The organism is Amycolatopsis sp. NPDC023774 (genome assembly GCF_040639695.1).
Classification (GTDB): Bacteria; Actinomycetota; Actinomycetes; order Mycobacteriales; family Pseudonocardiaceae; genus Amycolatopsis.
Window position 1 is genome coordinate 33,006 of the sequence record NZ_JBFAAJ010000003.1, and the last position, 21,241, is coordinate 54,246.

Below are 21,241 nucleotides of genomic sequence, written 5' to 3' on the forward strand. Positions count from 1 at the left end.
ACTGCGTGCCCGCTCGCTGTTTCTCAACGATGAGGAGGGTCCTCGTGACCGATTCCCCCGCCCGGGTTGCCATCGTGACGGGAGCCGGCCGCGGCATCGGTGCCGCCGTCGCCCGCCGTCTCGCCTCCGACGGGTTCGCCGTCGGCCTGCTGGACCTCGACGAGTCCGCGGTGAAGCAGGGCGCCGAGGCGATCGTGGCCGAGGGTGGCCGGGCTGTCGGCGTCTCGCTGGACGTCAGCGACGCCGATCAGGTCGAGGCCGCCGTCGCCCGCGTCGCCGAGGAGCTCGGCGCGCCGACCGTGCTGGTCAACAACGCCGGCATCACGCGCGACAACCTGCTGTTCAAGATGACCGAGAACGACTGGGACTCCGTGCTCGGCGTGCACCTCAAGGGCTCGTTCCTCATGACGCGTGCGGTGCAGAAGTATCAGACCGAAGCGAAGTGGGGCCGGATCGTGAACCTGTCCAGCACCTCGGCGCTGGGCAACCGCGGCCAGGTCAATTACTCCGCCGCCAAGGCCGGCATGCAGGGCTTCACCAAGACCCTCGCCATCGAGCTGGGCAAGTTCGGCGTGACCGCGAACGCGATCGCGCCCGGGTTCATCGCCACGGACATGACCGCGGCCACCGCCGAGCGCCTCGGCATGGACTTCGAGGACTTCAAGAAGGCGGCCGCCTCCCAGATCCCGGTGCAGCGCGTGGGCACGCCGGACGACATCGCCCACGTGACCTCGTTCCTCGTGAGCGAGGGCGCGGGCTTCGTCTCGGGCCAGGTCATCTACGTCGCCGGCGGACCGAAGGACTGATGGCCATGCGCGTGTTCACGAACGTCGACGAGTTCGCCGCCGCGGCGGGCGAGCACCTCGGCGAGAGCGAGTGGCTCACCGTCACGCAGGAGCGGGTGCAGCAGTTCGCCGACGCCACCGACGACCACCAGTGGATCCACCTCGACACCGAGCAGGCCGCGGCGGGACCGTTCGGCACCACGATCGCCCACGGGTTCCTCACGCTTTCGCTGCTGCCGCACTTCGGCTCCCAGGTCTACCGCGTCGACGGCCTGAAGATGGGTATCAACTACGGGCTCAACAAGGTGCGGTTCCCGCAGCCGGTGAAGGTCGGGGCGAAGGTGCGCGGCAGCGCGGACCTGCTCGAGGTGACAGACGCGCCCGGTGGCAAGCAGGCTGTGGTGCGGTGGACCGTCGAGATCGACGGCGAGGCCAAGCCGGCCTGCGTCGCCGAGTTCGTCGCCCGCCTGATCGCCTGACCCGGCAGCACTGCCCGACCACCCGCCTGACCACGCGAGAGGCACCCGGCCCGGGGACACCCGGGCCGGCGGCTGTACGACATACCGACTAGTCGGTAGCGTGGCCCGGTGACCCCTGAGGAGGCCCGATGACCCCGTCCGACCCGCCAGGACTCGACCTGGCCCGCCTGCGCGCCTACCTCGACGAGCAGCGGCCCGGCCTGGTCACCGGCGAGCTGACCGCCGAGGTGGTGCAGGGCGGCCGCTCGAACCTCACCTACATCGTGGGCGACGGCACGCACCGCTGGGTCGTCCGGCGGCCGCCGCTCGGGCACGTGCTGCCGACGGCGCACGACATGGCGCGCGAGTTCAAGGTGATCTCCGGCCTGGCCGGCACGGCGGTCCCGGTGCCGGGCACCGTCGTGCTGTGCCAGGACGCCGACGTGCTCGGCGCGCAGTTCTACGTGATGGAGTTCGTGGCCGGCACGCCGTACCGCACCGACTCCGAGCTCGCGGTGCTGGGCACCGAGCGCACGCGTGAGATCGGGTTCCGGCTCGTCGACACGCTCGTGGACCTGCACGCCGTGGACCCGGAAGCGGTGGGGCTCGGCGACTTCGGCCGGCCCGACGGCTTCCTCGAACGCCAGCTGCGCCGCTGGAAGAAGCAGCTCGACGGCTCGCGCAGCCGCGACCTGCCCGGCGCCGACGAGCTGCACGACAGCCTCGCCGCGAAGCTGCCGACCTCGGGCCCGGCGACGATCGTGCACGGTGACTACCGGCTCGACAACGTGCTCGTGGACGGCGACGACCGCATCACCGCGGTGCTCGACTGGGAGATGTCCACCCTCGGCGACCCGCTCACCGACCTCGCGCTGCTGGTGGCTTACGCCGAGCGCGACAAGGTGTCGCTGCAGATGGTGTCCAACGCCAGCTCGGCACCCGGCTACCCGAGCACCGACGAGGTGATCGCCCGCTACGCCGAGCGCTCCGGCCGTGACGTGTCGGCGCTCAACTGGTACGTGAGCTTCGCGTTCTTCAAGCTCGCAGTGATCCTGGAAGGCATCTACTTCCGCTACCGCAAGGGCCAGACCGTCGGGTCCGGGTTCGAGGGCATCGGCGACGCCGTGGCCCCACTCGTCTCGCACGGCTACGAGACGCTCAAAGAGGAGAAGTAGTCATGGATTTCGCGTTCGACGCGCGCACCGAGGAGCTGCGCGGGCAGCTGCTCGACTTCATGGATTCGCACGTCTACCCCGCCGAACCGGTCTTCGAAGAGCAGCTCGCCGAGCGCGAGAACCCCTGGTCGTCGGTGCCGGTCGTGGAGGAGCTCAAGGCGGAGGCACGCAAGCGCGGCCTGTGGAACTTCTTCCTGCCCGGTGAGGACGGGGCGGGCCTGACCAACCTGCAGTACGCGCCGCTGGCCGAGATCACCGGCCGCAGCCCCCGGCTCGCACCGACCGCGGTGAACTGCGCCGCGCCGGACACCGGGAACATGGAAGTGCTGCACATGTTCGGCAGCGAGCAGCAGAAGAAGCAGTGGCTTCAGCCGCTGCTCGACGGCGAGATCCGCTCCGCGTTCGCGATGACCGAACCCGACGTGGCCTCGTCCGACGCGCGCAACATCGCCACCAGCATCCGCCGCGACGGTGACGAGTACGTGGTCAACGGCCGCAAGTGGTTCATCTCCGGCGCGATGAACCCGAACTGCAAGATCATGATCGTGATGGGCAAGACGGATCCGGACGCGCAGCCGCACCAGCAGCAGAGCATGATCCTTGTGCCGCGTGACACTCCGGGCGTCACGATCAAGCGCGGCATGCACGTGTTCGGCTACACCGACGGCGACCACGGCGGCCACGCCGAGGTGCTGTTCGACGACGTGCGTGTGCCGGCGGAGAACCTCATCGCCGACGAGGGCGCCGGGTTCGCGATCGCCCAGGCCCGCCTGGGCCCCGGCCGCATCCACCACTGCATGCGCGCGATCGGCATGGCCGAGCGGGCACTGGAGCTGATGTGCCGCCGCACGCTCTCGCGCGAGACCTTCGGCAAGCCCATCGCCGAGTCCGGGGTGGTGCAGGACTGGATCGCCGAGTCGCGCGTGCGCATCGAGCAGCAGCGGCTGCTGGTGCTCAAGACCGCGTGGCTCATGGACACCGTGGGCAACCAGGGCGCGCACACCGAGATCCAGGCCATCAAGATCTCCACGCCGATCACGGTGGAGTGGATCCTCGACAAGGCCGTACAGGCCCACGGCGCCGGTGGCGTGAGCCAGGACTTCCCGCTGGCCGAGCTGTGGGCGGGCGTGCGCACGCTGCGCCTGGCCGACGGCCCGGACGAGGTGCACAAGCGCTCGCTGGCGCGGCGTGAGCTGAAGAAGTACCGGGCGGAGGCCGGCCGATGACCCCCGACGACCTCCGGGCGCAAGTGGCCGAGTTCCTGGCCGCGCACGACCCGAAGACCACCGACCGGCTGGAGTTCCTGCGCGCCCGTTACGACGCGGGCCTGGCGTGGGTGCACTTCCCCGAGGGCCTCGGCGGCCAGGGCGCTCCGCGCGCGCTGCAGCCGGTGGTCGACGCCGCGTTCGCCGCGGCCGGCGCGCCGGACAACGACCCGCGCCGCATCGGCATCGGCCTCGGCATGGCCGCGCCGACGATCCTCGCCTTCGGCACCGAGGAGCAGCGCACGCGCTACCTGCGTCCACTGTGGACGGGCGAGGAGGTGTGGTGCCAGCTGTTCAGCGAGCCGGGCGCCGGCTCCGACCTCGCCGCGCTGGCCACGCGCGCGGTGCGCGACGGCGACGACTGGGTCGTGACGGGGCAGAAGGTGTGGACCTCGAGTGCGCATACCGCGCGGTGGGGCATCCTCGTCACCCGCACCGACCCGGACGTGCCGAAGCACCAGGGCATGACGTACTTCCTGTGCGACATGACCGCGCCCGGAGTCGAGGTACGGCCGCTGCGCCAGATCACCGGCGAGGCCGAGTTCAACGAGGTGTTCCTCACCGGTGTGCGGATCCCGGACACGCAGCGCCTCGGCGCCGTCGGCGAGGGCTGGAAGGTCGCGCAGACCACGCTGATGAACGAGCGCGTGGCCATCGGCGGCAACGCGCTGCCGCGCGAAGGCGGCCTCATCGGCATGGTCTCGAAGACCTGGCGCGAGCGGCCCGAGCTGCGCACGCCGGAGCTGCGTGACCGGCTCGTGCAGCACTGGGTGGAGGCCGAGTCCTTGCGGCTGGCCGCTTCCCGGCTGCGCCAGCAGCTCACAGCCGGTGCGCCGGGGCCGGAGGGCTCCGCGATGAAGGTGGCGTTCTCCGAGCTGAACCAGAAGCTCACCGGGCTGGAGATCGAGCTGCTCGGCGAAGAAGGCCTGCGCTACGACGACTGGACGCTGCGGCGGCCGGAGAAGGTCGACTTCCTGGGGCGCGAGGCGGGTTACCGCTACTTGCGCGCGAAGGGCAACTCGATCGAGGGTGGGACCTCGGAGATCCTGCGCAACATCATCTCCGAACGCGTGCTGGGGCTGCCGTCCGAGCCGCGGGTGGACAAGGACGTCGCTTGGAAGGACCTGCCGCGATGAGCGAGCTACCCACCCCGGATCTGCTGTACTCCGACGTCGAAGAGGACCTGCGCGCGTCGGTGCGCGACCTGCTCACCGACCGGGCGTCGCCGGCCGCGCTGCTGGCCCGCGTGGAGACGGCCGAGCCGTACGACCTGAAGCTGTGGACGACGCTCGCCGCCGACCTCGGCGCGGCTGGGCTGATGGTGCCCGAGGAGCTCGGCGGGCACGGCGCTTCGGCGCGCGAGACGGCCGTGGTGCTCGAAGAGCTGGGCCGCAGCGTGGCGCCGGTGCCGTTCCTCGGCAGTGCGGTGCTGGCGACGTCGGCGCTGCTGGCGGCGGGCGGTTCGGTTGTGGCCGAGCTGCTCCCCCAGCTCGCCGCGGGCGAGCTGACGGGTGCGCTGGCCGTGCCGCTGTCGACCGCACCGGGGGCGGCTTTCCCGGGGACGGTGTCCGTGAACGACGACGGGACGCTGAGCGGGCGGGCCGGCACGGTCGTCGACGCGTCCGTGGCCGAGCTGCTCGTGGTGCCCGCGACCGGGCCCGACGGGCCGGGGCTGTACGCGGTGGAGGCGTCGGCGGCCCAGGTGACCGAGCTGGTGTCGCTCGACCTGACGCGGCGCGTGGCCGACGTCGAGCTGGACCACGCCGCGGCGCGCCTCGTCGTGAGCGGCGCGGCCGCGGAGGCGGCACTGGACACCGCGCTGACCACGGCGGCGGGGCTGCTCGCCTCGGAGCAGACGGGGCTCACGGAGTGGGCGCTGACGACCACCGTCACCTACCTCAAGGGCCGCTACCAGTTCGGGCGCCCGGTCGGCGGCTTCCAGTCGCTCAAGCACCGGCTGGCGAACCTGTACACGGACCTGGTGAACGCGCGTGCGACGGCGCGGTACGCAGCCGACGCGCTCGCCGGCGGCTACGACGTGCCGATCGCGGTGGCCGTGGCGCAGGCACGCGTCGCGCCGATCGCGGTGCACGCGGTGGAGGAGGCCATCCAGCTCCACGGCGGGATCGGCATGACGTGGGAGCACCCCGCGCACCTGTTCCTCAAGCGCGCCAAGAGCGACGAGCTCGCGTTCGGTACGCCGGGCCGGCACCGCGCGCGGCTGGCGGATCTCGTGGACCTGCCGGCCTGAGGTCGGTTCCGGGGCCCCGCCCGCCGTTTCGGCCGGCGGGGCCCCTCCCGTGGTGGACACTGTGGACGGTGGTGCCCGGCACGTACGAACAGGCGGCAAGAGTGCACTTTTTCCTGTGGTGGCCGGAAGCTTCCGCTTCCTAGCCTGGTGATCATGGTCCCGGGCACCGAGCAGCTGACGATCACCGTCGGCACCCACCGCCACAGCGCGCTCGCCGCCGGCCCCGCGTCCGGGGACCTCGTCCTGTTGCTGCACGGATGGGCGGAGTTCGCCGATTCGTGGACCACGGAACTCGCGGCACTGGGCGCGGCCGGCTACCGCGCCGTCGCGGTCGACCAGCGCGGCTACGCCTCGGGCGCGCGGCCGCTGGACGTCGACCAGTACTCCGTGCGCCACCTCATCACCGATGTGATCGCCTTCGCCGCGGCGCTGGGATCCGACCGCTTCCACCTCGTCGCGCACGACTGGGGCGGCATGGTCGGCTGGGCGTTCGCCAGCGCGCACCCCGACCAGCTGCGGTCCCTGACCATCCTCACCACCCCGCACCCGGCCGCACTGCACCGCGCCGCCACCGACGACACGCGCCAGTTCCGCGATCTCGGCTACGTCCGGTTCTTCCGCCACCTCGACGGCCGCGCCGAAGCCTCCCTGCTCGCCGACGACGCCGCCGAACTGCGCGCCGCGTACGGTGACCGCGTGCCCGCCGAGCTGGTCGAACGCAACATCACGCGACTGACCGAGCCGGGCGCTTTGACGGCCACACTCAACTGGTACCGCGGTCCGGCGGCCAGCGAGTTCGACATCCCCGCCGGCCGCATCTCCGTGCCGACGCTGTACCTGTGGGGCAGCGAGGACCCGTACCTGGGCCGCGCAGCGGCCGAGCTGACCCGCTCGTACGTCGATGGCGAGTACGAGTTCGAGGTCGTCGAAGGGGCCAGTCACTGGCTGCCGGAAGAGGCCGGGGAGTTCCTCCTGCCGCGCCTGCTGGACCACCTCAACCGACATTGAGTTTTCTGTGTTGTCTGCCTCGGCTCCACCGAGGCGGGCGAGATCGCCTTTGAGCCGGCCTCTGGATTGGGCGGTCTGATCGGCCGGGGCCGATCGCACCGCTCAATCCAGAAGCCGGCGCGATCTCGCGCCATGGTTCGGTTGCGGTCGCGAACCAAGGTGGGTGGGCGGGGCGGCGCGGGGGCGGGAGGACCTCGTTGTCGGGCAAGGGTTCCTCGAAATCAGCCGGTGTGTCCGGACTGGAAATGTGCTCGTTATATCCGAAACGCTCGCGCAATCGTGAGGTCCTAGCGTCTCGCCTGCCCTTCCCCACCGGTTCAGAAGCGAGGCAGTACGTGGCACAACCAGGAAGACTCACGCGGAGATCCGTGCTCGGCGGCGCCGGTGCGGCGGTCGCCGGCGGCACCCTTTCCCTCACGCTGGGTGCGGCGCCGGCGAGCGCGGCCTCGGCCGGCGGCCCGGCGCTGCCGCCGGTGAACCAGATCCCCCACCGCGGCCGGCTCGTGGACTACGAGATCACGGAGCTCGCCGCGCTGCTGCGCGCGGGCCGCACGTCGAGCGTCGAGATCACCCAGGCCTACCTCGGCCGGATTTCGAAGCTCAACGGTCCTTTCGAGGTGTACGGCGACAATGGCGCGTACAACGCGTTCGTGCGCGTCGACACCGCCGGCGCGCTCGCCGCCGCGCGAGCCGCCGACCAGCGGATCTCCACCTGGCGCCGGCACAGCGGCGACCTGTCGCCACTATGCGGGATCCCCATGGGCATCAAGGACTCCGTGGGCATCAAAGGCCTGAACGCACAGGACGGCAGCCCGGCGTTCACCGGCAACAAGGCGCTTCAGGACGCCACGGTCGTCGCCCGGCTGCGGGCGGCCGGTGTGGTGCTGCTGGGCAACACCATCTGCTCGGCCTTCTCCGGCTCGATCACCGGCACGTTCGCGGGCAACGCCTGGAGCCCGTCGCACGTGCCGGGCGGATCGAGCCAGGGCTCGGGGGTCGCGCCCGTCGCGCGGCTGGCCGCGGCCTGCATCGGCGAGGAGACGGGCGGCAGCATCATCATGCCGTCGGCCGCGAACGGCGCCAGCGGGATCAAGCCGTCGCTGGGCACGGTGTCGATCGCCGGGCTCATGCCGCTCTCGCCGGGGTACGACGTGCTCGGCCCGATCTCCCGCAGCGCACGGGACTCGGCGCTGATCCTGAGCACGATCCTCGGCCCGGACCCGGTGAACGACCCGCAGACGCTCTCGGCGCCCCTGCCGTTCCCGGCGATCCCGTCGTCGCCGCGGCCCGGGCGGACTCCGTTGCGGGGCCTGACGATCGGCATCCCGCAGGCGGACTGGATGAACGTGGGCGGCACCATCAAGACCGGGGTCAGCCCGCAGGACACCTACGGCGCCGAGCACCTGAAGGCGTTCAACCGGCTGGTGGGACAGCTGAAGAGCCTGGGCGCGCAGGTTAAGGAGTTTCCCGGTCTGGACATGACCGACCCCGCGCAGAACCCGTACTTCGCGTCGGCGGACGTGCTGGCGACGGTGGACGGATCGCCCGTGTCGCCTTCGGCGGCGGTGGTGAACGCGAACCGCTACGAGGTCCGGTTCGTCGCGGCGGTGGCGGACTTCTGCGCGAGCGGCATCCCGACGGCCGACGCCGTCGCGACCCTCACCGGCCAGTACGGCCGGCGCGCACCCGGTGAAGCGGCGGCGAGCTTCGCGAGCGCCGACCGCTTCAACGGCGGCATCCCCGCCTCCGTCCGCTACGAGGGCGAACAGCGGCGGCGCCGGCTCATCGCCAACTACACCCGCGCGTTGGAAGACGCCGGCGTCGATTTCATGCTCGTACTGGCCCTGGGCGACGTGATCGGCGAACGCGCGGGCGGTGGCCCCGGCTTCCCGGTGTACCGGGCTTACTACCAGGTGCCCAACGCGCTGGGCTGGCCCATGGTGAGCTTTCCCGTTGGCTACACCGCGGGCCTGCCGATCTCGGCCCAGTTCTGGGGACCGCGCTTCGCGGAGCCAGCCCTGGTCCAATCCATGGTCGACTACCAGGCGAACTTCCCCGAGTACCACACCGCGGCCCCACCGGACCCGGTCTTCGGGACCCTCACCCCGAAGCTGGCGCCGCGCGCCCTCGCCCCGGCCTCCGAGGATCCGACCAACGACCCGATCCTGGGCGAGGAAGCGATCAGGAGGGCTCTCTCGTGAGCGTCGCCGAACCCACCCGGTTCCTGACCGTGGACTTCTCGACCCCGGTGGACATCGGGTTCCTCCCCCAGCACGCGGAGACCCCCGCCGTGCCCCCGCTGACGATCGGCTGGGCTCCCCGGCTGGGCACGACGTACCTCCCGTTCGACCCGGCGGACGAAACGGTGCCGGGCAGTGCTGGGTCACTCCGCCCGTGATCCTGGCGGACACTGTGTAGTTTGCCTCGGCTCGGCCGAGGCGTGCGAGATCGCCTAGGAGCCGGTGTCGGGATCGAGCGGTCGGGATCGGCCGGGGCCGAGCGCACCGCCCGATCCCGACACCGACGCGATCTCACGGCTTGGCCGGCTACGGTCGTGACTCGGCGCGTTTTGTCGGTGCCCGCCGGTAGCGTGCGGGTTTATGGGTGATCCGCCTGTTTGGGCTTTCGAGAAACCGCACGTCGCCGCTCCCGACTCCGCGTGGCCGGCGCGCGGGGCGGCGTTGTGCGCGCGGTTGGCCGTGGTGCTGGAGCCGTGGCTGGTCGGGGGGGTGCAGCACGTCGGATCCACGTCGGTGCCCGGGTTGGCGGCGAAACCGGTGGTGGACGTGATGGCTTCGGTGTCGGATGTCGATGTGGTGGTGGAGTCCGCCGGTGCGGCTCTGGCGGCCGAGGGCTGGGCCTATGTGCCGCCGTCGGTGGACATCGCCTCGCCGTGGCGGCGCTTCTTCGTGCTGCCCGACGCCACCGGTGAGCATCGAGCGGCCCACCTGCACGTGATCCCGACCGGCCACCCGCGTTGGCAGGCCCAGCTCACCTTCCGCGACACCCTGCGCGCGGACCCGGCCCTGGCCGCGGAGTACGCCTCGCTGAAACACCGGCTCGCGGAGGCCGAGTCGGACCGCGAGGCTTACACGGCGGGCAAAACGGACTTCGTCACCCGCGTCCTGGCCCGCCACGGGATGGTGCTGCCCGCGGAATGAGGTGCCCCACCCAGCCACAGGGCGAGATCGCGCTGAGGCGATCTCGCCCGCCTCAGCGGAGCCGAGGCAGACAACACAGCCCAGGCAGAAAATACAGCTCAGGCCTCCGGCCGCAGCATGGAAAGAAGCAAGTCGGCGAACTGGTCCCCCACCTCGCGTGCCGACAGGGACCCACCTCGGCGATACCACGTGCCCAGGTGATGGACCGAGCCGAAGAAGAAGTCCACGACCAGGTCCGCGGGCTTGTCGGTGCGGAACTCGCCCGAAGCCTGGCCCTCTTCGATCAGGCGGCGGAATCGTTCGTGGTACTTGCGGCGTTCGGCGCGCACGGCCCTGCGCTTGTCGGCGCTGAGCTGGTGCATGGACTGCAGGAAGATGGTGTTGTCGTCGAGGTTGTCGATGCTGCTGACGACCACGTCGGACGCGGCGGCGGCCAGGCGTTCGCGCAGGGGCGCAGCGCTGGAGGCGACGCGTTCGAGCTGGGAGGTCTGCTCGCGCAGCACGCGGGCGTAGATCTCGTAGAGCAGATCGTCCTTGGAGCCGAAGTAGTGGTACATCGCGCCCTTGGTGACGCCGGCGGCCTCGACGATCTCCTGCACCGACGTGCGGTCGAAGCCCTTCTTCGCGAAGAGCTTCGTCGCATGCTGAAGCAGGCGGCGAGGCACCGCGGGCGACTCGTCGGAGACGACGGCCTTGCGCGTGCCGGCCCGGGTCATCGCCGCACCCCCTCCGGGAACTCAGAGAACTGCCAGCCTACCGGCCGCGGCCGGTCAGTACGCGCCCCCGTGGTCGAGCAGACGGCGCGGGTTGTCGACGAGCATCGTGGTGAGGTCGGCTTCGCTGACGCCGCGTTCGCGCAGCGCCGGGAGCACGTCGTTGGTGATGTGCAGGTAGTGCCAGTTGGGCAGCACGGCCTCGCGCACCGGTGCCTCGAGCCAGTCGAAGTAGCACGACGCGTCGTGCGAGAGCACCATGCTGCGGGCGTACCCGCGCTCGCACATCGCCGCGACCGTCGCCACGCGCTGTTCGAACGGCAGGTAGACGTCCACGCCGAAGCGGTCCATGCCGAGCAGCGAACCGCGGTCGGCCAGGGCCGTGAGGTAGTCGAGATCGGCCGAGTCGCCGCTGTGCCCGATGAGCACGCGGCTCAAGTCCACGCCCTCGGACTCGAACACGTCCTGCTGCTCCAGCCCGCGGCGCGTGCCCGCGTGCGTGTGGGTCATGATCGGCACGCCGGTGGCCCGGTGCGCCTTCGCGACCGCGCGCAGCACCCGCTCGACGCCGGGCGTCATCCCGGGCTCGTCCGTGGCGCACTTGAGGATCCCCGCCTTCACACCCGTGCCGGCGATGCCCTCGGTGATGTCGCCGACGAACATCGCGACCAACGGGTCGTCACCACCGAGCATCGTGCCCGGCCCGCGCAGCGAGAGGTAGTGCGGCACGTCGTTGTAGGTGTACAGCCCCGTCGCCACGACGATCTGCAGGCCCACCTCGGCGGCGACTTTCTGCACGCGCGGCACGTAGCGACCGAGCCCGATCACGGTCGGGTCCACGATCGTGTCGATCCCGGCGTCCTTGAGCGCCTGCAGCTTCGCGATCGCCTCCGGCACGTGCACGGACTCGTCGAACCCGTCGTGCTCCGGGTAGTTGGCCACGAACTCGGGGCTCAGCACGAAGATGTGCTCGTGCATCAGCACCTTGCCCAGCGCCGCCGGTGCCACCGCACCCCGGACCGTCTCGACCACCGTCACGTCCTCCTATCCCCGGGCGCGCAGCTCACGCCTCAGGATTTTCCCGCTCGTGGTCTTCGGCAGCTCGGTGAGCACCTCGACCGATCGGGGGTACTTGTAGGCGGCCAGCCGCTCGCGGCAGTAGGCCACCAGCTCGTCCGGGTCGGGCGTCGCACCCGGCGCCACGCTCACGTACGCCTTCACGGTCTCGCCGCGGTACTCGTCCGGCACGCCCACCACCGCGGCCTCGCGCACGGCCGGGTGCGTGTACAGCACGTCCTCGACCTCGCGCGGCCACACCTTGAACCCGGAGGCGTTGATCATGTCCTTCTTGCGGTCCACGACGTAGACCCAGCCGTGATCGTCCATGAACCCGACGTCGCCGGTCAGCAACCGCCCGCCCGGCAGTGCCTCGGCCGTGGCGTCGGGCCGGTTCCAGTACCCGGGCACGACCATGGGCCCTTCGACGGCGATCTCGCCCGCTTCGCCGAACGGCAGCTCCGTGCCGTCGTCAGCGAGGATCCGCACGATCACGCCGGGCACCGGCAGCCCGATCGACAGCGTGCCCGAAGCCGGGTCGACCGGCGCCTCCACTCCGCTGGGCACCACGACGCAGCCGGCTGTGGTCTCGGTGAGGCCGTAGCCGTTGTGGATGTACTGGCCGAACCGGTCGCGGAACGCGTTGACCACCGCCGGGGGCAGCGCCGCGCCGCCCGAGTACAACGCGTCGAACGAGGCGAAGTGCTCAGAAGTGACGTCCGGGTGCGCCATCAGCGCCATGTACGCCGTCGACGGGCCCACCATGTACGCCGGCTTGTGCTCCAGCAGCGCGCCGAGCACCACGCCCGCCTCGAAGCGGTACGCGAGCGCCAGCGTGCCGGCGATCTCGATGGCGTAGGCGACCTCGCACACCATCCCGGTGATGTGGAACAGCGGCGCGAGCGCGAACACCGTGGCGCCCGGCGCGACGCGGCCGGCGCCGGCGAGGATCACGGCGTTGGTGCCGAGATTGCCGTGGGTGTTGGTGGCGCCCTTGGGTTTCCCGCTCGTGCCCGACGTGTAGCTGATCAGCGCGACGTCGTCGAGGCCGAGCTCGGGGTCGGGCGGCGGGTCGCCGGGCGTCGAGCGCAGGACCTCCAGCAGGTCGGCCGCGCCCGGCGTCGCCTCGCGGCGCACCTTGCCGAGCACGCGCTCGTCGTCGCGGGTCTGCAGGTCGAGCTCGCTCGTGGTCACGGCGACCGTCACGGAGCTGTCCGGCACGAGGGCGCCGATGTAGCCGTGCCACGCCTGCTGTGAGCAGACAATCGCCTTCACCCCGGCGTCGGTCAGCACGTGGCTCAGCTCGCCCGCGCGGTACATCGGGTTGACCGGCACCACGATTCCACCGGCTTTCCACGCGCCGAGCAGGGCGATCACGAACTGGGGAATGTTCTGCAGCACCAGCGCGAGCCGGTCGCCGCGGCCGAACCCGGAGGCGGTGAGGTGACGCGCGAACGCGTCGGAGAGCTCGTCGAGCTCGTAGTAGGTGATGCGGCCGTCGAAGTACGCCAGCGCCGTGGACTCCGGGGCCCGCGCGACGGTGCGGCGGAAGGCTGCCAGCGGCGTGGTCGGCGTGAACTCGCTCGCGGCGGCGCGCTCCTCGTCGTAGCTCGCGAGCCAGGGCTTCGCGTCGTACCAGCTCATCCCGCAGCCTCCCGTGGACACCGACCAGTCGGTATGGGGACGCTAGAGACCCCGCCGACCGTGCGTCAACCCTCCGAACCCGGACGGGCACGCAATAAGGCACGGGCGGGCACGTCAAGGCCGGAACCACCCCGTTGGGGCGTTCGGTGCGCTGAACGCCACCAACGCCACCTCGGGGTGGTCCAATCCGTGGCGGTCAGTCCTCCGGGAGGGCCTCGATCTTGCGCTGCAGCTTGTTCATGCCGCCGAGCCAGCGGTCGGTCTGCGTGGCACGCAGCGCGTAGTACTCCGCGACCTCCGGGTGCGGCAGCACGAGGAACCGGCCTTCGTCGATGGCCGCGAACAGCGAGTCGGCCACCTGGTCCGGGTCGATCGCCGACGCGCCCATCAGCAGCTGGCCACGCGGGCCGCTGCTCTCCAGCATCGCCGTGCGCACGCCTTGCGGGCAGATGGCCTGCACCGTGATGCCGCGGTGGCGGTAGGTCGCCGAAAGCCACTCGGCGAAGGCCAGCGCGCCGTGCTTCGTCACCGAGTACGGCGCCGAACCCAGCGTCGTGAGCAGGCCCGCGGCCGACGCAGTGGCGATGAAGTGGCCCTTGCCGCGCTCGAGCCACGCGGGCAGCAGTTGCTTGGCCGCGCGGACGTGGGCCATCACGTTGACGTCCCAGGTGCGCGCCCAGTCATCTTCGCCTGCCTGCTCGTCGCCGAAGGGCGCGACGCCCGCATTGGCGCAGAAGACGTCGATCTCGCCCAGCGTCTCGCGAGCGGCCGCGAGGAGCTTCGCCACGCCGTTTTCGCTCGCGACGTCGCCGGTGAACGAGGCGCCACCGACCTCCGCGGCCACTTCCGCGGCGGCTTCGCCGTTGAGGTCGGCCACGACCACGCGCGCGCCGTCGGCCGCGAAGCGACGGGCCAGCGCCCGGCCGATCCCGCCGCCGCCACCCGTGATGACGACCCCGGCGCTCACAGGCCACCGCCCAGGGTCACGCCGCCGTCGAGGACCACGGTCTGGCCGGTCATCCAGCCCGCGTCCTCGGAGAGCAGGAACGCCACCGCGCCCGCGATGTCCTCGGGCACACCGAGGCGCTTCATCGGGTAGGCCGCCGAAACTTCCTCTTCCTTGCCCTCGTACAGGGCGGTCGCGAACTTCGTCTTGACCACGGCCGGGGCCACCGCGTTCACACGGATCTTCGGGCCGAGTTCGGCGCCGAGCTCCTGCGTGAGACGGATCAGCGCGGCCTTGCTCACGCCGTACACGCCGATGCCGGGCGACGCGCGCAGGCCCGCGATCGAGGCGACGTTGACGACCGAGCCGCCGTGCTCGCCCATCCATGCGTCGCGGGCGCGCTTGGTCCAGGCGATCGGCGCCAGCACGTTCACGGCGAAGATCTTCGCCGCGGCGGCCGGGTCGATGTCGAGCGTGGACCCGTAGACCGGGTTGATGCCGGTGTTGTTCACCAGCATGTCGAGCCTGCCGAACCGCTCGATCGTCTTGGCGACCGCCTCGTCCTGGTGCCCGGTGTCGTCGGCCTTGCCGGGCACGGCGATCGCGAAGTCCTCGCCCCCGAGCTCGGCGACGGCCTCGGCCAGCGGCTCGGGCTTCCGCGCGGTGATGCACACCTTCGCGCCCCGCTCGACCAGGCCCTTCGCGATGGCGAGGCCGATCCCGCGGCTGGCGCCGGTCACGATCGCCACGCGGTCCTTGAACGAGTTCACAGCACTGGTCTCCTGTTCTGCAGCCGATGGCGGCTAAGCGCTTGCTAAGTGGAGGTTACTGGGGATCCATCCCCACACACCAAACCTGGCCGACATCCGCCTCCGTCGCGGCGCCCATCGCCCCGCGCCAGACCGCGCCCGGCTCCTTGACCGTCCTGCCCGGATCACCACACCGGCCGTGCGGGGACCCGGGCACCCATGACCCACGATCTGGCACGGCGCCGCCGTGCTCTTCCGTCGAGACCCGAACGGCGCCGCCACCGTGGGCCTCAGAGTTCGCATCAAGATTCCTCTTGTGCTGCGTTCACAGTGCGCGCTCCAGGCTGGTAACCAGGTACTACTGGCGACCAGCCAACGGGACGTGCTGGCCTACACCCTTCCCCCTTCTCTCGCGCAGCCTGGAAGATCTATCAAAGCGCCGCCGTCGCCGCTCGGTCATCTCGCGCGAATCCGTCGATTGAAAAAATCGATGGTTGACGTTGCCCGGTGCGGGTATGCCACGCGCCGAGTGCTGCCGGCAGCATCGTTTTTCCGGATCGAGGTGGCGGCGATGGACTCAACGGTTCCGGGAGGGCGGAGGACCGTCTCGGCACGGAACGCGGCTCGACGTCTGCGCGCGACCGAACGTCAGTTCAAAGCCACGGATGCCGCGTGGGTGCAGCAGACCTTCGGTGAGGTCGCGTGGCCCCTGCGTCGCGGCTGGTTGGCGGTGAGCGTCGCCTTGGCCGTCATCGCGCTGGCGTTGATCCTGTTTGGCGTGCTCGTGGTGCTACCGGTGGCGTTCGCGGGATTCGTCGTGGGCAACATCGCCGTCTGCATGCACCTCGAACGCCAACGCCGGCTCGAAGGCCGTGTGAAGAATCGGTGACCTGCCGCCTGGTTGACGAAACCCTCGCGCGCTTCCGCGGCGAACGGGTGGGGCCGGTCTCTCCTGAGAGTGGCCAGTAGTCGTTGCTCGAGCGGCTGCCTGGCGGAAGCCGGCTCAGCGGGGAGTACAGCGCGTCTCCCAGTGCGGCCCCGCGGTTGTTGTCGCGGGCCCGGCACGCCGGCTCGCGCCAGGTGATGCCCAGGGCGAACCGTTCGCGGAGGGAGCTGCGCAGGAACTCGGTCCCCGGTCGACCACCTGCGGGCGCGGGGACTGCCACCCGAAGACGCCGGCGCCCTGCGCGGAGGCGAGGTGGCCGCCGCGCGCGCCGCCCGCGCCGAGAACGACAAACCGACGACGCCGAGGGTTTTTCCGCCCCCGATTCGCGACGGCGCCGCATGGAGGAGCCGGTGAAAAAGGCGGCTGCGAGGCTTGTTGAGCACGAGGTGACCGAACCCGACACACCAGGTCGTCGGTGACGTCGCCGAAACCGCTCTCTCGGGTGGCCATGGGCGGCTCTTCTCGAACAGTATCGCTGTGGACGGGAAACACGGGCGCCCTCGCACCGGCGGTGCATGTGGTTTGCCCGGCCGGTGGGCGGGTATGTCCGCGGCGGCCGAGACGGAGGTGGTTCCGGTGGGTGGACGGCGCAGGGAGCCGGAAGGACCGACGAAGCTGTCGCGCAGCTCGTGGTGGGGCGTGCTCAGGCGCACGGTGCGGCAGTTCGGGAAGGACAACGTCACCGACTGGGCCGCTGCGCTCACGTACTACGGTGTGCTGTCCATCTTCCCGGGCCTGGTGGTGCTGATCGCGGTGCTGGGACTGCTCGGACCGGGCGCGACGCAGACCGTAATCGACAACGTCAACCAGATTGTGCCGGGCCAGGGCCGGCAGATCCTCGTGGGGGCGATCCGGGAGCTGTCGGGCGCCCGCGGGTTCGCCGGGCCGCTCGCGGTGGTCGGACTGCTCGGTGCGTTGTGGTCGGCATCGGGCTACCTCGGTGCGTTCATGCGTGCGGGCAATGCGATCTACGGCATGCCGGAGGGCCGTCCACTGTGGAAGATCCTGCCGCTGCGCGTGGCGCTGACGGTCGGCATCGTGGTGGTCCTGGTGGTCTGCGCGCTCGGTGTGGTGGCGACGGGAACCGTCGCCCAACGGCTGGGTGATCTTCTCGGGGTCGGCCGGACCGGGGTCCTGGTGTGGGAGATCGCGAAGTGGCCGGTGATCGCGGTGCTCGTGAGCCTCGTGTTCGCGCTGCTCTACTGGGCCGGACCCAACGTGCGGCAGCCGAGCTTCCGCTGGTTCACGCCGGGAGGGCTGGTCGCCGTCGCGCTGTGGGTGCTGGCCTCGGCGGCCTTCGCGCTCTACGTGGCGAACTTCGGTTCGTACAACAAGACTTACGGCTCGCTCGCCGGGGTCATCGTTTTCCTGGTGTGGCTGTGGATCTCCAACATCGCCGTGCTGCTCGGCGCCGAGCTGGACGCGGAACTGGCGCGCGGCCGCCGGCTCGAGGCGACCGGCGACCCCGGCGAAGACGAGCCGTTCCTGCCGCCACGCGACACGAAGGCGATGGACGAGGACGAAGCAGCCGCCGTGGCCGAAGAGGCCGCACGGGAATGAGCGCGGTGCCGCCCACTTCCCTCCTCTCGGGGTCGTACCCGTGCCCGATGAGTGTTCTCGAACCCCCGTGGTTTCGCCGGGCGGTAGGCGGGTAAGGGAGCGGGCATGACTGGTTCTGCCCAGACCGGCATGAATTTGTCGACGGCGACCGCGCTTGCGGGCTTGGCACGCTCGCCAATGTGCCGGCCACCCACCCACGTCGGGCGGCGGACCAACCGTGACGCGCACAGTTGGCGGCCCTCACCGCCGTGCCCAGGCTGAGAAAGCGGGCAGTTTGCCGGAGGGCGCGCTCGCCCCGGTCAGCGGTGCCTCAGGCGGCTCTGGGAACGGTCGTTCGAAAAGACGCGCGGTTTGCGGTACCGCACGGGCTCGACATCGAGGACGGTCTCCGCGCACACAGTCTTCCCGTGCTCCTCCGGGAGCTGACCCCGGGCGTGACTGAGGGACACCAATGCGTGAGCAGGTCGAGGCGGCGTTCGATGACGTTACGGCCGAGGTCATGATGAGACGGTCGGACGTGCCCAACCACGTTGCGAGCTTTCGTCGTTGAGGTGGTCACGCTCGCCGCGGGCATGACCGGGGTCGATGCTCAGCGGGCGGGATGTTCTGCGCCTCGTCCACAGTGGTGAACGACGTCCCGGTAGCGCGGTACTGGCGGTCGATCTGGAGGAGGACGGACAGCCCGGCCGAGTGGAGGAAGGTGACCTCACTCTGGTCGTGGACCAGTGAGCTGGTTGCTTCGGCGTCGCCGTTTCGACCTCGCCCGCCGCGTGAGCGATGCGGACTGTGACTGTCTGCTCGCGTGCGGCGCAAGACGTCGCTGCTTGCGGGGTCGGGCTGGCTCATGGTGCCGGCTTCCGTGGGCGAGATGGCGACCGCCGCCGCGGCGCGAGCCCGCGGTGCCGAGGGCAACACCGCGAAGTCCAGGCGACCTCCCGCAAAGCCACGATCCCGCCGTCCAGGACCACCTCGCCCAGCTCCGGCGCGGCTTTCATGATCTCGGGGAACCGGCCGGCCAGGTCATTCTGCCGACGCGACTGGAGCGCACTGGTCGCGGCGAACAGCACCGCGCGCCAGCCGCCATACTTCGTGGCGTTCGACCTGCGAGCCGACGCCGCAGACGACTTGCGGTCGCTGCCGTATCAGCGCCGACGGGACCGGCTTGAGCAGCTCTTCGCGGTGGCGGTACCACCGCTGCAGTTGGCGCCGAGCACGACCGACCGGACTACCGAGGTGGCGTGGATGCCGCCGGAGGTCAGCGCCGAGGGCATCGAGGGCGTGGTGGGCAAGCTCGTCGACGCGCCGTATCGCCCAGGCGGCCCCAGCGTGGGCGAAGACCCGCCATCAGGTCTCCTCGTCGGCACATCGAACCCACCCCAGCGCAGGTACAGGATGAGAGTGGCCTCGTCCGCGATCACCACCTCGGGCCGGGAGCGCGGGTGACCTAGGCCCCTTCGGGCGACGCAATCGGTGTGCTTTCTCGCGGCCGACTGGTCGCCGGAAGTCGGATCGGGCGGGAGGACCGGCCAGCCTGGTGCAGGCGGAGCAACCAGGTGATCAGCCCGGCGCTGCGGACAACCGCGGCCGGCAGGGTCTTGAAAGACGCCGAAGGCCTGGCCGCGGCGCGCCCTGTCCCGGCACGAGCAGGGCGGCGAACCCGTCCGCCGACCGGCGTCCGCCCCCACGCCTCCGTCCGGGAGTATGGGCGAGCAGAACAGGCAACCGGCGGCGATCAGTCCGGATCGTCGTAGCGACCGCAGGGAGACGACCTCGGTGACCGCAGGAAACTCCTCACCGGCCACTGCCGCGGTGACCGCGCTCGTCACCGACCTGGCGCGGAGGCTGGCGAGCGAGGGTCTGTCCGAGCACGCGGCCGACCTGCGCAGCACGCAGCCGACCGCGCCGGTCGCGCCTGCGGCGCCGAGCGCCGCCCTGCCGGCTCTCCGCCACCTGCCGAAAGCGCTCCGCATCGCGCGCGCGGACGACGTGACCGCACTGGCGCAGGCGCTGACGTCCGCGCGATGGACGCAGACCCACACCTACGTCAGCAATCCACCTCACGAACGCTTCCTGCCCGGCTACGCGCACTGCACCCTGCTCGGCCCCGCCGCCGCACTGCCCGTGGCCATCGACCCAGCCGGCCTGGTCACGCTCGGCGTCCTGCTGCTCGGCCCCCACCTCCACTACCCGGCCCACTGGCATCCAGCCGACGAGGTCTACGTGCCGCTCACCAAGGCCCGGTGGTCCACCGACGAATCGCCCTACCTCCCACGCGAACCCGGCACGATCGTGCACCACACCCCCACCCAACCGCACGCCATCCACACCGACGCCATCCCCCTCCTCGCCCTCTACCTCTGGCGCGGCGACCTCCACACACCCGCCCGCCTCATCCACCCACCCCGCTGAAACCCCGCGTCAACACCCAACCGAGTGCGTACGACGACCCCGCAAGCGCGAGCTCAAGAGCGGGTGGCCGCCAGCTACTCCCTCGATCGCCGGGGGCGTTCTGACCCCAACCCGGTGTCCTCTGCCTGATCGACTCCTCACCCAGCGGGGCCCCCGCCCGGCTCCTGCCCAGCAGCATTGGCGCGACTGGTGACCTCCGCGGTGCAACGGGTTGAACGATTCGCTCCGTCTCCCCATCACCGGCGGCCCAGGCCGGCATCGAGGGCGCCGGCGGACAGCCAGCTCGCACGAACCCGACGGAGGGACAGAAGTCATGGACGCTCCCACAGCTGACGGCACGGTGCGCATGCTGCTGCTCACCTCCGACCTCGACGAGCCGGGCACCGTTCAGCTCGACACGGTCATCCCCTACCACATAGGTGCCGACGGCATCGTGTACTGGAATGCGCCCTGCGAATCCGGGTTGACGTTCGTGCTGCTTGACCTCGATCCCACAGACCTGCCCAGCGGTGTTCTGCACCAGCGACCCGACGGTTCCGAAGTGCTGCGCACGATCGACGGCTATCGCCTGGAGGTCGACACCGGAAACGGAGTGGCGGTCTTCGCACCGAACGGGCAACGTCGATCGGTGACCGGCATCTTCCTCGTCAAGCCCTAGAGTCCGCATCGCCGACCGGTTGGTCCTGCGCCCCGTGCGCCGAGGCTGACCACTCACCCGGCGGGTGGTGACCTGGGCTTTTCCTGGCCGGTTACGCTCGCGGACAGGTGTCGCCGGGCGGGGACGGTCCCGCCGCGCGGCGACCAGGACACGGGCGAGGATGGCCGAAAGAGGGGCCCGTAGGCGATGGCTTACCGCTGAGGCGGTGCTCGGCGTCGTGGGCGATCGCGTGCGTCTGCAGGAGGGGCAGGGTGGGCTCGACGTCGAGTTCGGATTCGGCGATGAGGGTGTGTCCGACCCAGCGCAGCCGAATGGTGGCGCCCCCTCGCACGCCGGGCGGGGCGGGGCGGCGAGGGTCTGTTCGGCGGGCGTCGAGCAGTACCGGGTCGATCGCGTCGAGCATGCGGGAGAACACTTCCTTCGCCGCGCCGCAGAGCACGGAGAGGATGGCCACGGT

At 70.8% G+C, this 21,241-nt stretch carries 21 protein-coding genes; 15 read left to right on the plus strand and 6 right to left on the minus strand.

The window, feature by feature from the left end; all coding sequences use genetic code 11:
• Positions 1–44: 44 nt before the first annotated feature.
• From fabG to AB0F91_RS09700, 10 genes are all read left to right on the plus strand, one after another.
• Positions 45–806, plus strand: a complete 762-nt coding sequence (gene fabG, locus AB0F91_RS09655; protein WP_360596348.1) for a 3-oxoacyl-ACP reductase FabG — start codon at positions 45–47, stop codon at positions 804–806.
• Positions 807–811: 5 nt separating this feature from the next.
• On the plus strand, positions 812–1,264 hold the full coding sequence (locus AB0F91_RS09660; RefSeq protein WP_360596350.1) for a MaoC family dehydratase: 453 nt from the start codon (positions 812–814) through the stop codon (positions 1,262–1,264).
• A 128-nt stretch (positions 1,265–1,392) separates the two neighbouring features.
• Complete coding sequence (locus AB0F91_RS09665) at positions 1,393–2,418, plus strand: phosphotransferase family protein (protein WP_360596352.1); 1,026 nt, start codon at positions 1,393–1,395, stop codon at positions 2,416–2,418.
• 2 nt (positions 2,419–2,420) lie between these two features.
• The gene (locus AB0F91_RS09670; protein WP_360596354.1) at positions 2,421–3,644 is read left to right on the plus strand and encodes an acyl-CoA dehydrogenase family protein; all 1,224 of its coding nucleotides are present in this window, start codon (positions 2,421–2,423) and stop codon (positions 3,642–3,644) included.
• Positions 3,641–4,819 (plus strand): acyl-CoA dehydrogenase family protein, encoded by a 1,179-nt coding sequence (locus AB0F91_RS09675; protein ID WP_360596356.1) that lies wholly within the window; start codon positions 3,641–3,643, stop codon positions 4,817–4,819. The genes AB0F91_RS09670 and AB0F91_RS09675 overlap by 4 nt, the downstream gene beginning before the upstream one ends.
• A complete protein-coding gene (locus AB0F91_RS09680) occupies positions 4,816–5,934 on the plus strand; it encodes an acyl-CoA dehydrogenase family protein (protein WP_360596358.1) in 1,119 nt (372 codons plus the stop codon). The genes AB0F91_RS09675 and AB0F91_RS09680 overlap by 4 nt, the downstream gene beginning before the upstream one ends.
• Positions 5,935–6,087: 153 nt before the next feature.
• Positions 6,088–6,942 (plus strand): alpha/beta hydrolase, encoded by an 855-nt coding sequence (locus AB0F91_RS09685; protein ID WP_360596360.1) that lies wholly within the window; start codon positions 6,088–6,090, stop codon positions 6,940–6,942.
• 368 nt (positions 6,943–7,310) lie between these two features.
• Positions 7,311–9,143, plus strand: coding sequence for an amidase (locus AB0F91_RS09690; protein ID WP_360596362.1), 1,833 nt, complete (start codon positions 7,311–7,313; stop codon positions 9,141–9,143).
• Complete coding sequence (locus tag AB0F91_RS09695) at positions 9,140–9,340, plus strand: hypothetical protein (RefSeq protein ID WP_360596364.1); 201 nt, start codon at positions 9,140–9,142, stop codon at positions 9,338–9,340. The genes AB0F91_RS09690 and AB0F91_RS09695 overlap by 4 nt, the downstream gene beginning before the upstream one ends.
• A gap of 202 nt (positions 9,341–9,542) precedes the next feature.
• On the plus strand, positions 9,543–10,103 hold the full coding sequence (locus tag AB0F91_RS09700) for a GrpB family protein (RefSeq protein ID WP_360596366.1): 561 nt from the start codon (positions 9,543–9,545) through the stop codon (positions 10,101–10,103).
• Positions 10,104–10,201: 98 nt separating this feature from the next.
• Here the strand turns inward: AB0F91_RS09700 and AB0F91_RS09705 are convergent, their stop codons facing one another.
• The 5 genes from AB0F91_RS09705 to AB0F91_RS09725 form a co-directional block, all read right to left on the minus strand.
• Positions 10,202–10,819: a TetR/AcrR family transcriptional regulator gene (locus tag AB0F91_RS09705; protein ID WP_360596368.1), complete on the minus strand. Its 618-nt coding sequence runs from the start codon at positions 10,817–10,819 to the stop codon at positions 10,202–10,204.
• A 54-nt stretch (positions 10,820–10,873) separates the two neighbouring features.
• Positions 10,874–11,848 carry a phosphotriesterase-related protein gene (locus AB0F91_RS09710; protein WP_360596370.1) on the minus strand — a complete coding sequence of 325 codons (975 nt, stop codon included), beginning with the start codon at positions 11,846–11,848 and terminating at the stop codon, positions 10,874–10,876.
• A 12-nt stretch (positions 11,849–11,860) separates the two neighbouring features.
• A complete protein-coding gene (locus AB0F91_RS09715; RefSeq protein ID WP_360596372.1) occupies positions 11,861–13,516 on the minus strand; it encodes an AMP-binding protein in 1,656 nt (551 codons plus the stop codon).
• Positions 13,517–13,712: 196 nt separating this feature from the next.
• Positions 13,713–14,483 (minus strand): SDR family oxidoreductase, encoded by a 771-nt coding sequence (locus tag AB0F91_RS09720; RefSeq protein WP_360596374.1) that lies wholly within the window; start codon positions 14,481–14,483, stop codon positions 13,713–13,715.
• A complete protein-coding gene (locus AB0F91_RS09725) occupies positions 14,480–15,232 on the minus strand; it encodes an SDR family oxidoreductase (protein WP_360596376.1) in 753 nt (250 codons plus the stop codon). Before AB0F91_RS09725 ends, AB0F91_RS09720 begins: the two co-directional genes overlap by 4 nt.
• Before the next feature lie 361 nt (positions 15,233–15,593).
• On the opposite strand from AB0F91_RS09725, the gene AB0F91_RS09730 reads away from it, so the two are divergent.
• The 5 genes from AB0F91_RS09730 (at position 15,594) to AB0F91_RS09750 (ending at position 20,784) form a co-directional block, all read left to right on the plus strand.
• Positions 15,594–16,100, plus strand: a complete 507-nt coding sequence (locus AB0F91_RS09730) for a DUF3040 domain-containing protein (RefSeq protein WP_360596378.1) — start codon at positions 15,594–15,596, stop codon at positions 16,098–16,100.
• Between the two features lie 600 nt (positions 16,101–16,700).
• A complete protein-coding gene (locus AB0F91_RS09735) occupies positions 16,701–17,717 on the plus strand; it encodes a YihY/virulence factor BrkB family protein (RefSeq protein WP_360596380.1) in 1,017 nt (338 codons plus the stop codon).
• Between the two features lie 993 nt (positions 17,718–18,710).
• Entirely contained in the window at positions 18,711–19,160 is a 450-nt protein-coding gene (locus AB0F91_RS09740; RefSeq protein WP_360596382.1) for a hypothetical protein, read from the plus strand.
• Between the two features lie 330 nt (positions 19,161–19,490).
• The gene (locus AB0F91_RS09745; RefSeq protein ID WP_360596384.1) at positions 19,491–20,126 is read left to right on the plus strand and encodes a dimethylsulfonioproprionate lyase family protein; all 636 of its coding nucleotides are present in this window, start codon (positions 19,491–19,493) and stop codon (positions 20,124–20,126) included.
• 346 nt (positions 20,127–20,472) lie between these two features.
• Positions 20,473–20,784 (plus strand): hypothetical protein, encoded by a 312-nt coding sequence (locus AB0F91_RS09750; RefSeq protein WP_360596386.1) that lies wholly within the window; start codon positions 20,473–20,475, stop codon positions 20,782–20,784.
• A gap of 91 nt (positions 20,785–20,875) precedes the next feature.
• Here AB0F91_RS09750 and AB0F91_RS09755 read toward each other — a convergent pair whose 3' ends face one another.
• A complete protein-coding gene (locus tag AB0F91_RS09755; RefSeq protein ID WP_360597109.1) occupies positions 20,876–21,238 on the minus strand; it encodes a cation transporter dimerization domain-containing protein in 363 nt (120 codons plus the stop codon).
• Positions 21,239–21,241 lie beyond the last annotated feature (3 nt).

Excerpts from the sequence above, each read along its gene's own strand:
- AB0F91_RS09660 (WP_360596350.1), top strand. The coding sequence starts at position 812 with ATGCGCGTGTTCACGAACGTCGACGAGTTCGCCGCCGCGGCGGGCGAG.
- AB0F91_RS09665 (WP_360596352.1), top strand. The coding sequence starts at position 1,393 with ATGACCCCGTCCGACCCGCCAGGACTCGACCTGGCCCGCCTGCGCGCC.
- AB0F91_RS09670 (WP_360596354.1), top strand. The coding sequence starts at position 2,421 with ATGGATTTCGCGTTCGACGCGCGCACCGAGGAGCTGCGCGGGCAGCTG.
- AB0F91_RS09675 (WP_360596356.1), top strand. The coding sequence starts at position 3,641 with ATGACCCCCGACGACCTCCGGGCGCAAGTGGCCGAGTTCCTGGCCGCG.
- AB0F91_RS09680 (WP_360596358.1), top strand. The coding sequence starts at position 4,816 with ATGAGCGAGCTACCCACCCCGGATCTGCTGTACTCCGACGTCGAAGAG.
- AB0F91_RS09685 (WP_360596360.1), top strand. The coding sequence starts at position 6,088 with ATGGTCCCGGGCACCGAGCAGCTGACGATCACCGTCGGCACCCACCGC.
- AB0F91_RS09700 (WP_360596366.1), top strand. The coding sequence starts at position 9,543 with ATGGGTGATCCGCCTGTTTGGGCTTTCGAGAAACCGCACGTCGCCGCT.
- AB0F91_RS09705 (WP_360596368.1), bottom strand. The coding sequence starts at position 10,819 with ATGACCCGGGCCGGCACGCGCAAGGCCGTCGTCTCCGACGAGTCGCCC.
- AB0F91_RS09715 (WP_360596372.1), bottom strand. The coding sequence starts at position 13,516 with ATGAGCTGGTACGACGCGAAGCCCTGGCTCGCGAGCTACGACGAGGAG.
- AB0F91_RS09735 (WP_360596380.1), top strand. The coding sequence starts at position 16,701 with ATGTCCGCGGCGGCCGAGACGGAGGTGGTTCCGGTGGGTGGACGGCGC.
- AB0F91_RS09740 (WP_360596382.1), top strand. The coding sequence starts at position 18,711 with ATGATCTCGGGGAACCGGCCGGCCAGGTCATTCTGCCGACGCGACTGG.
- AB0F91_RS09750 (WP_360596386.1), top strand. The coding sequence starts at position 20,473 with ATGCTGCTGCTCACCTCCGACCTCGACGAGCCGGGCACCGTTCAGCTC.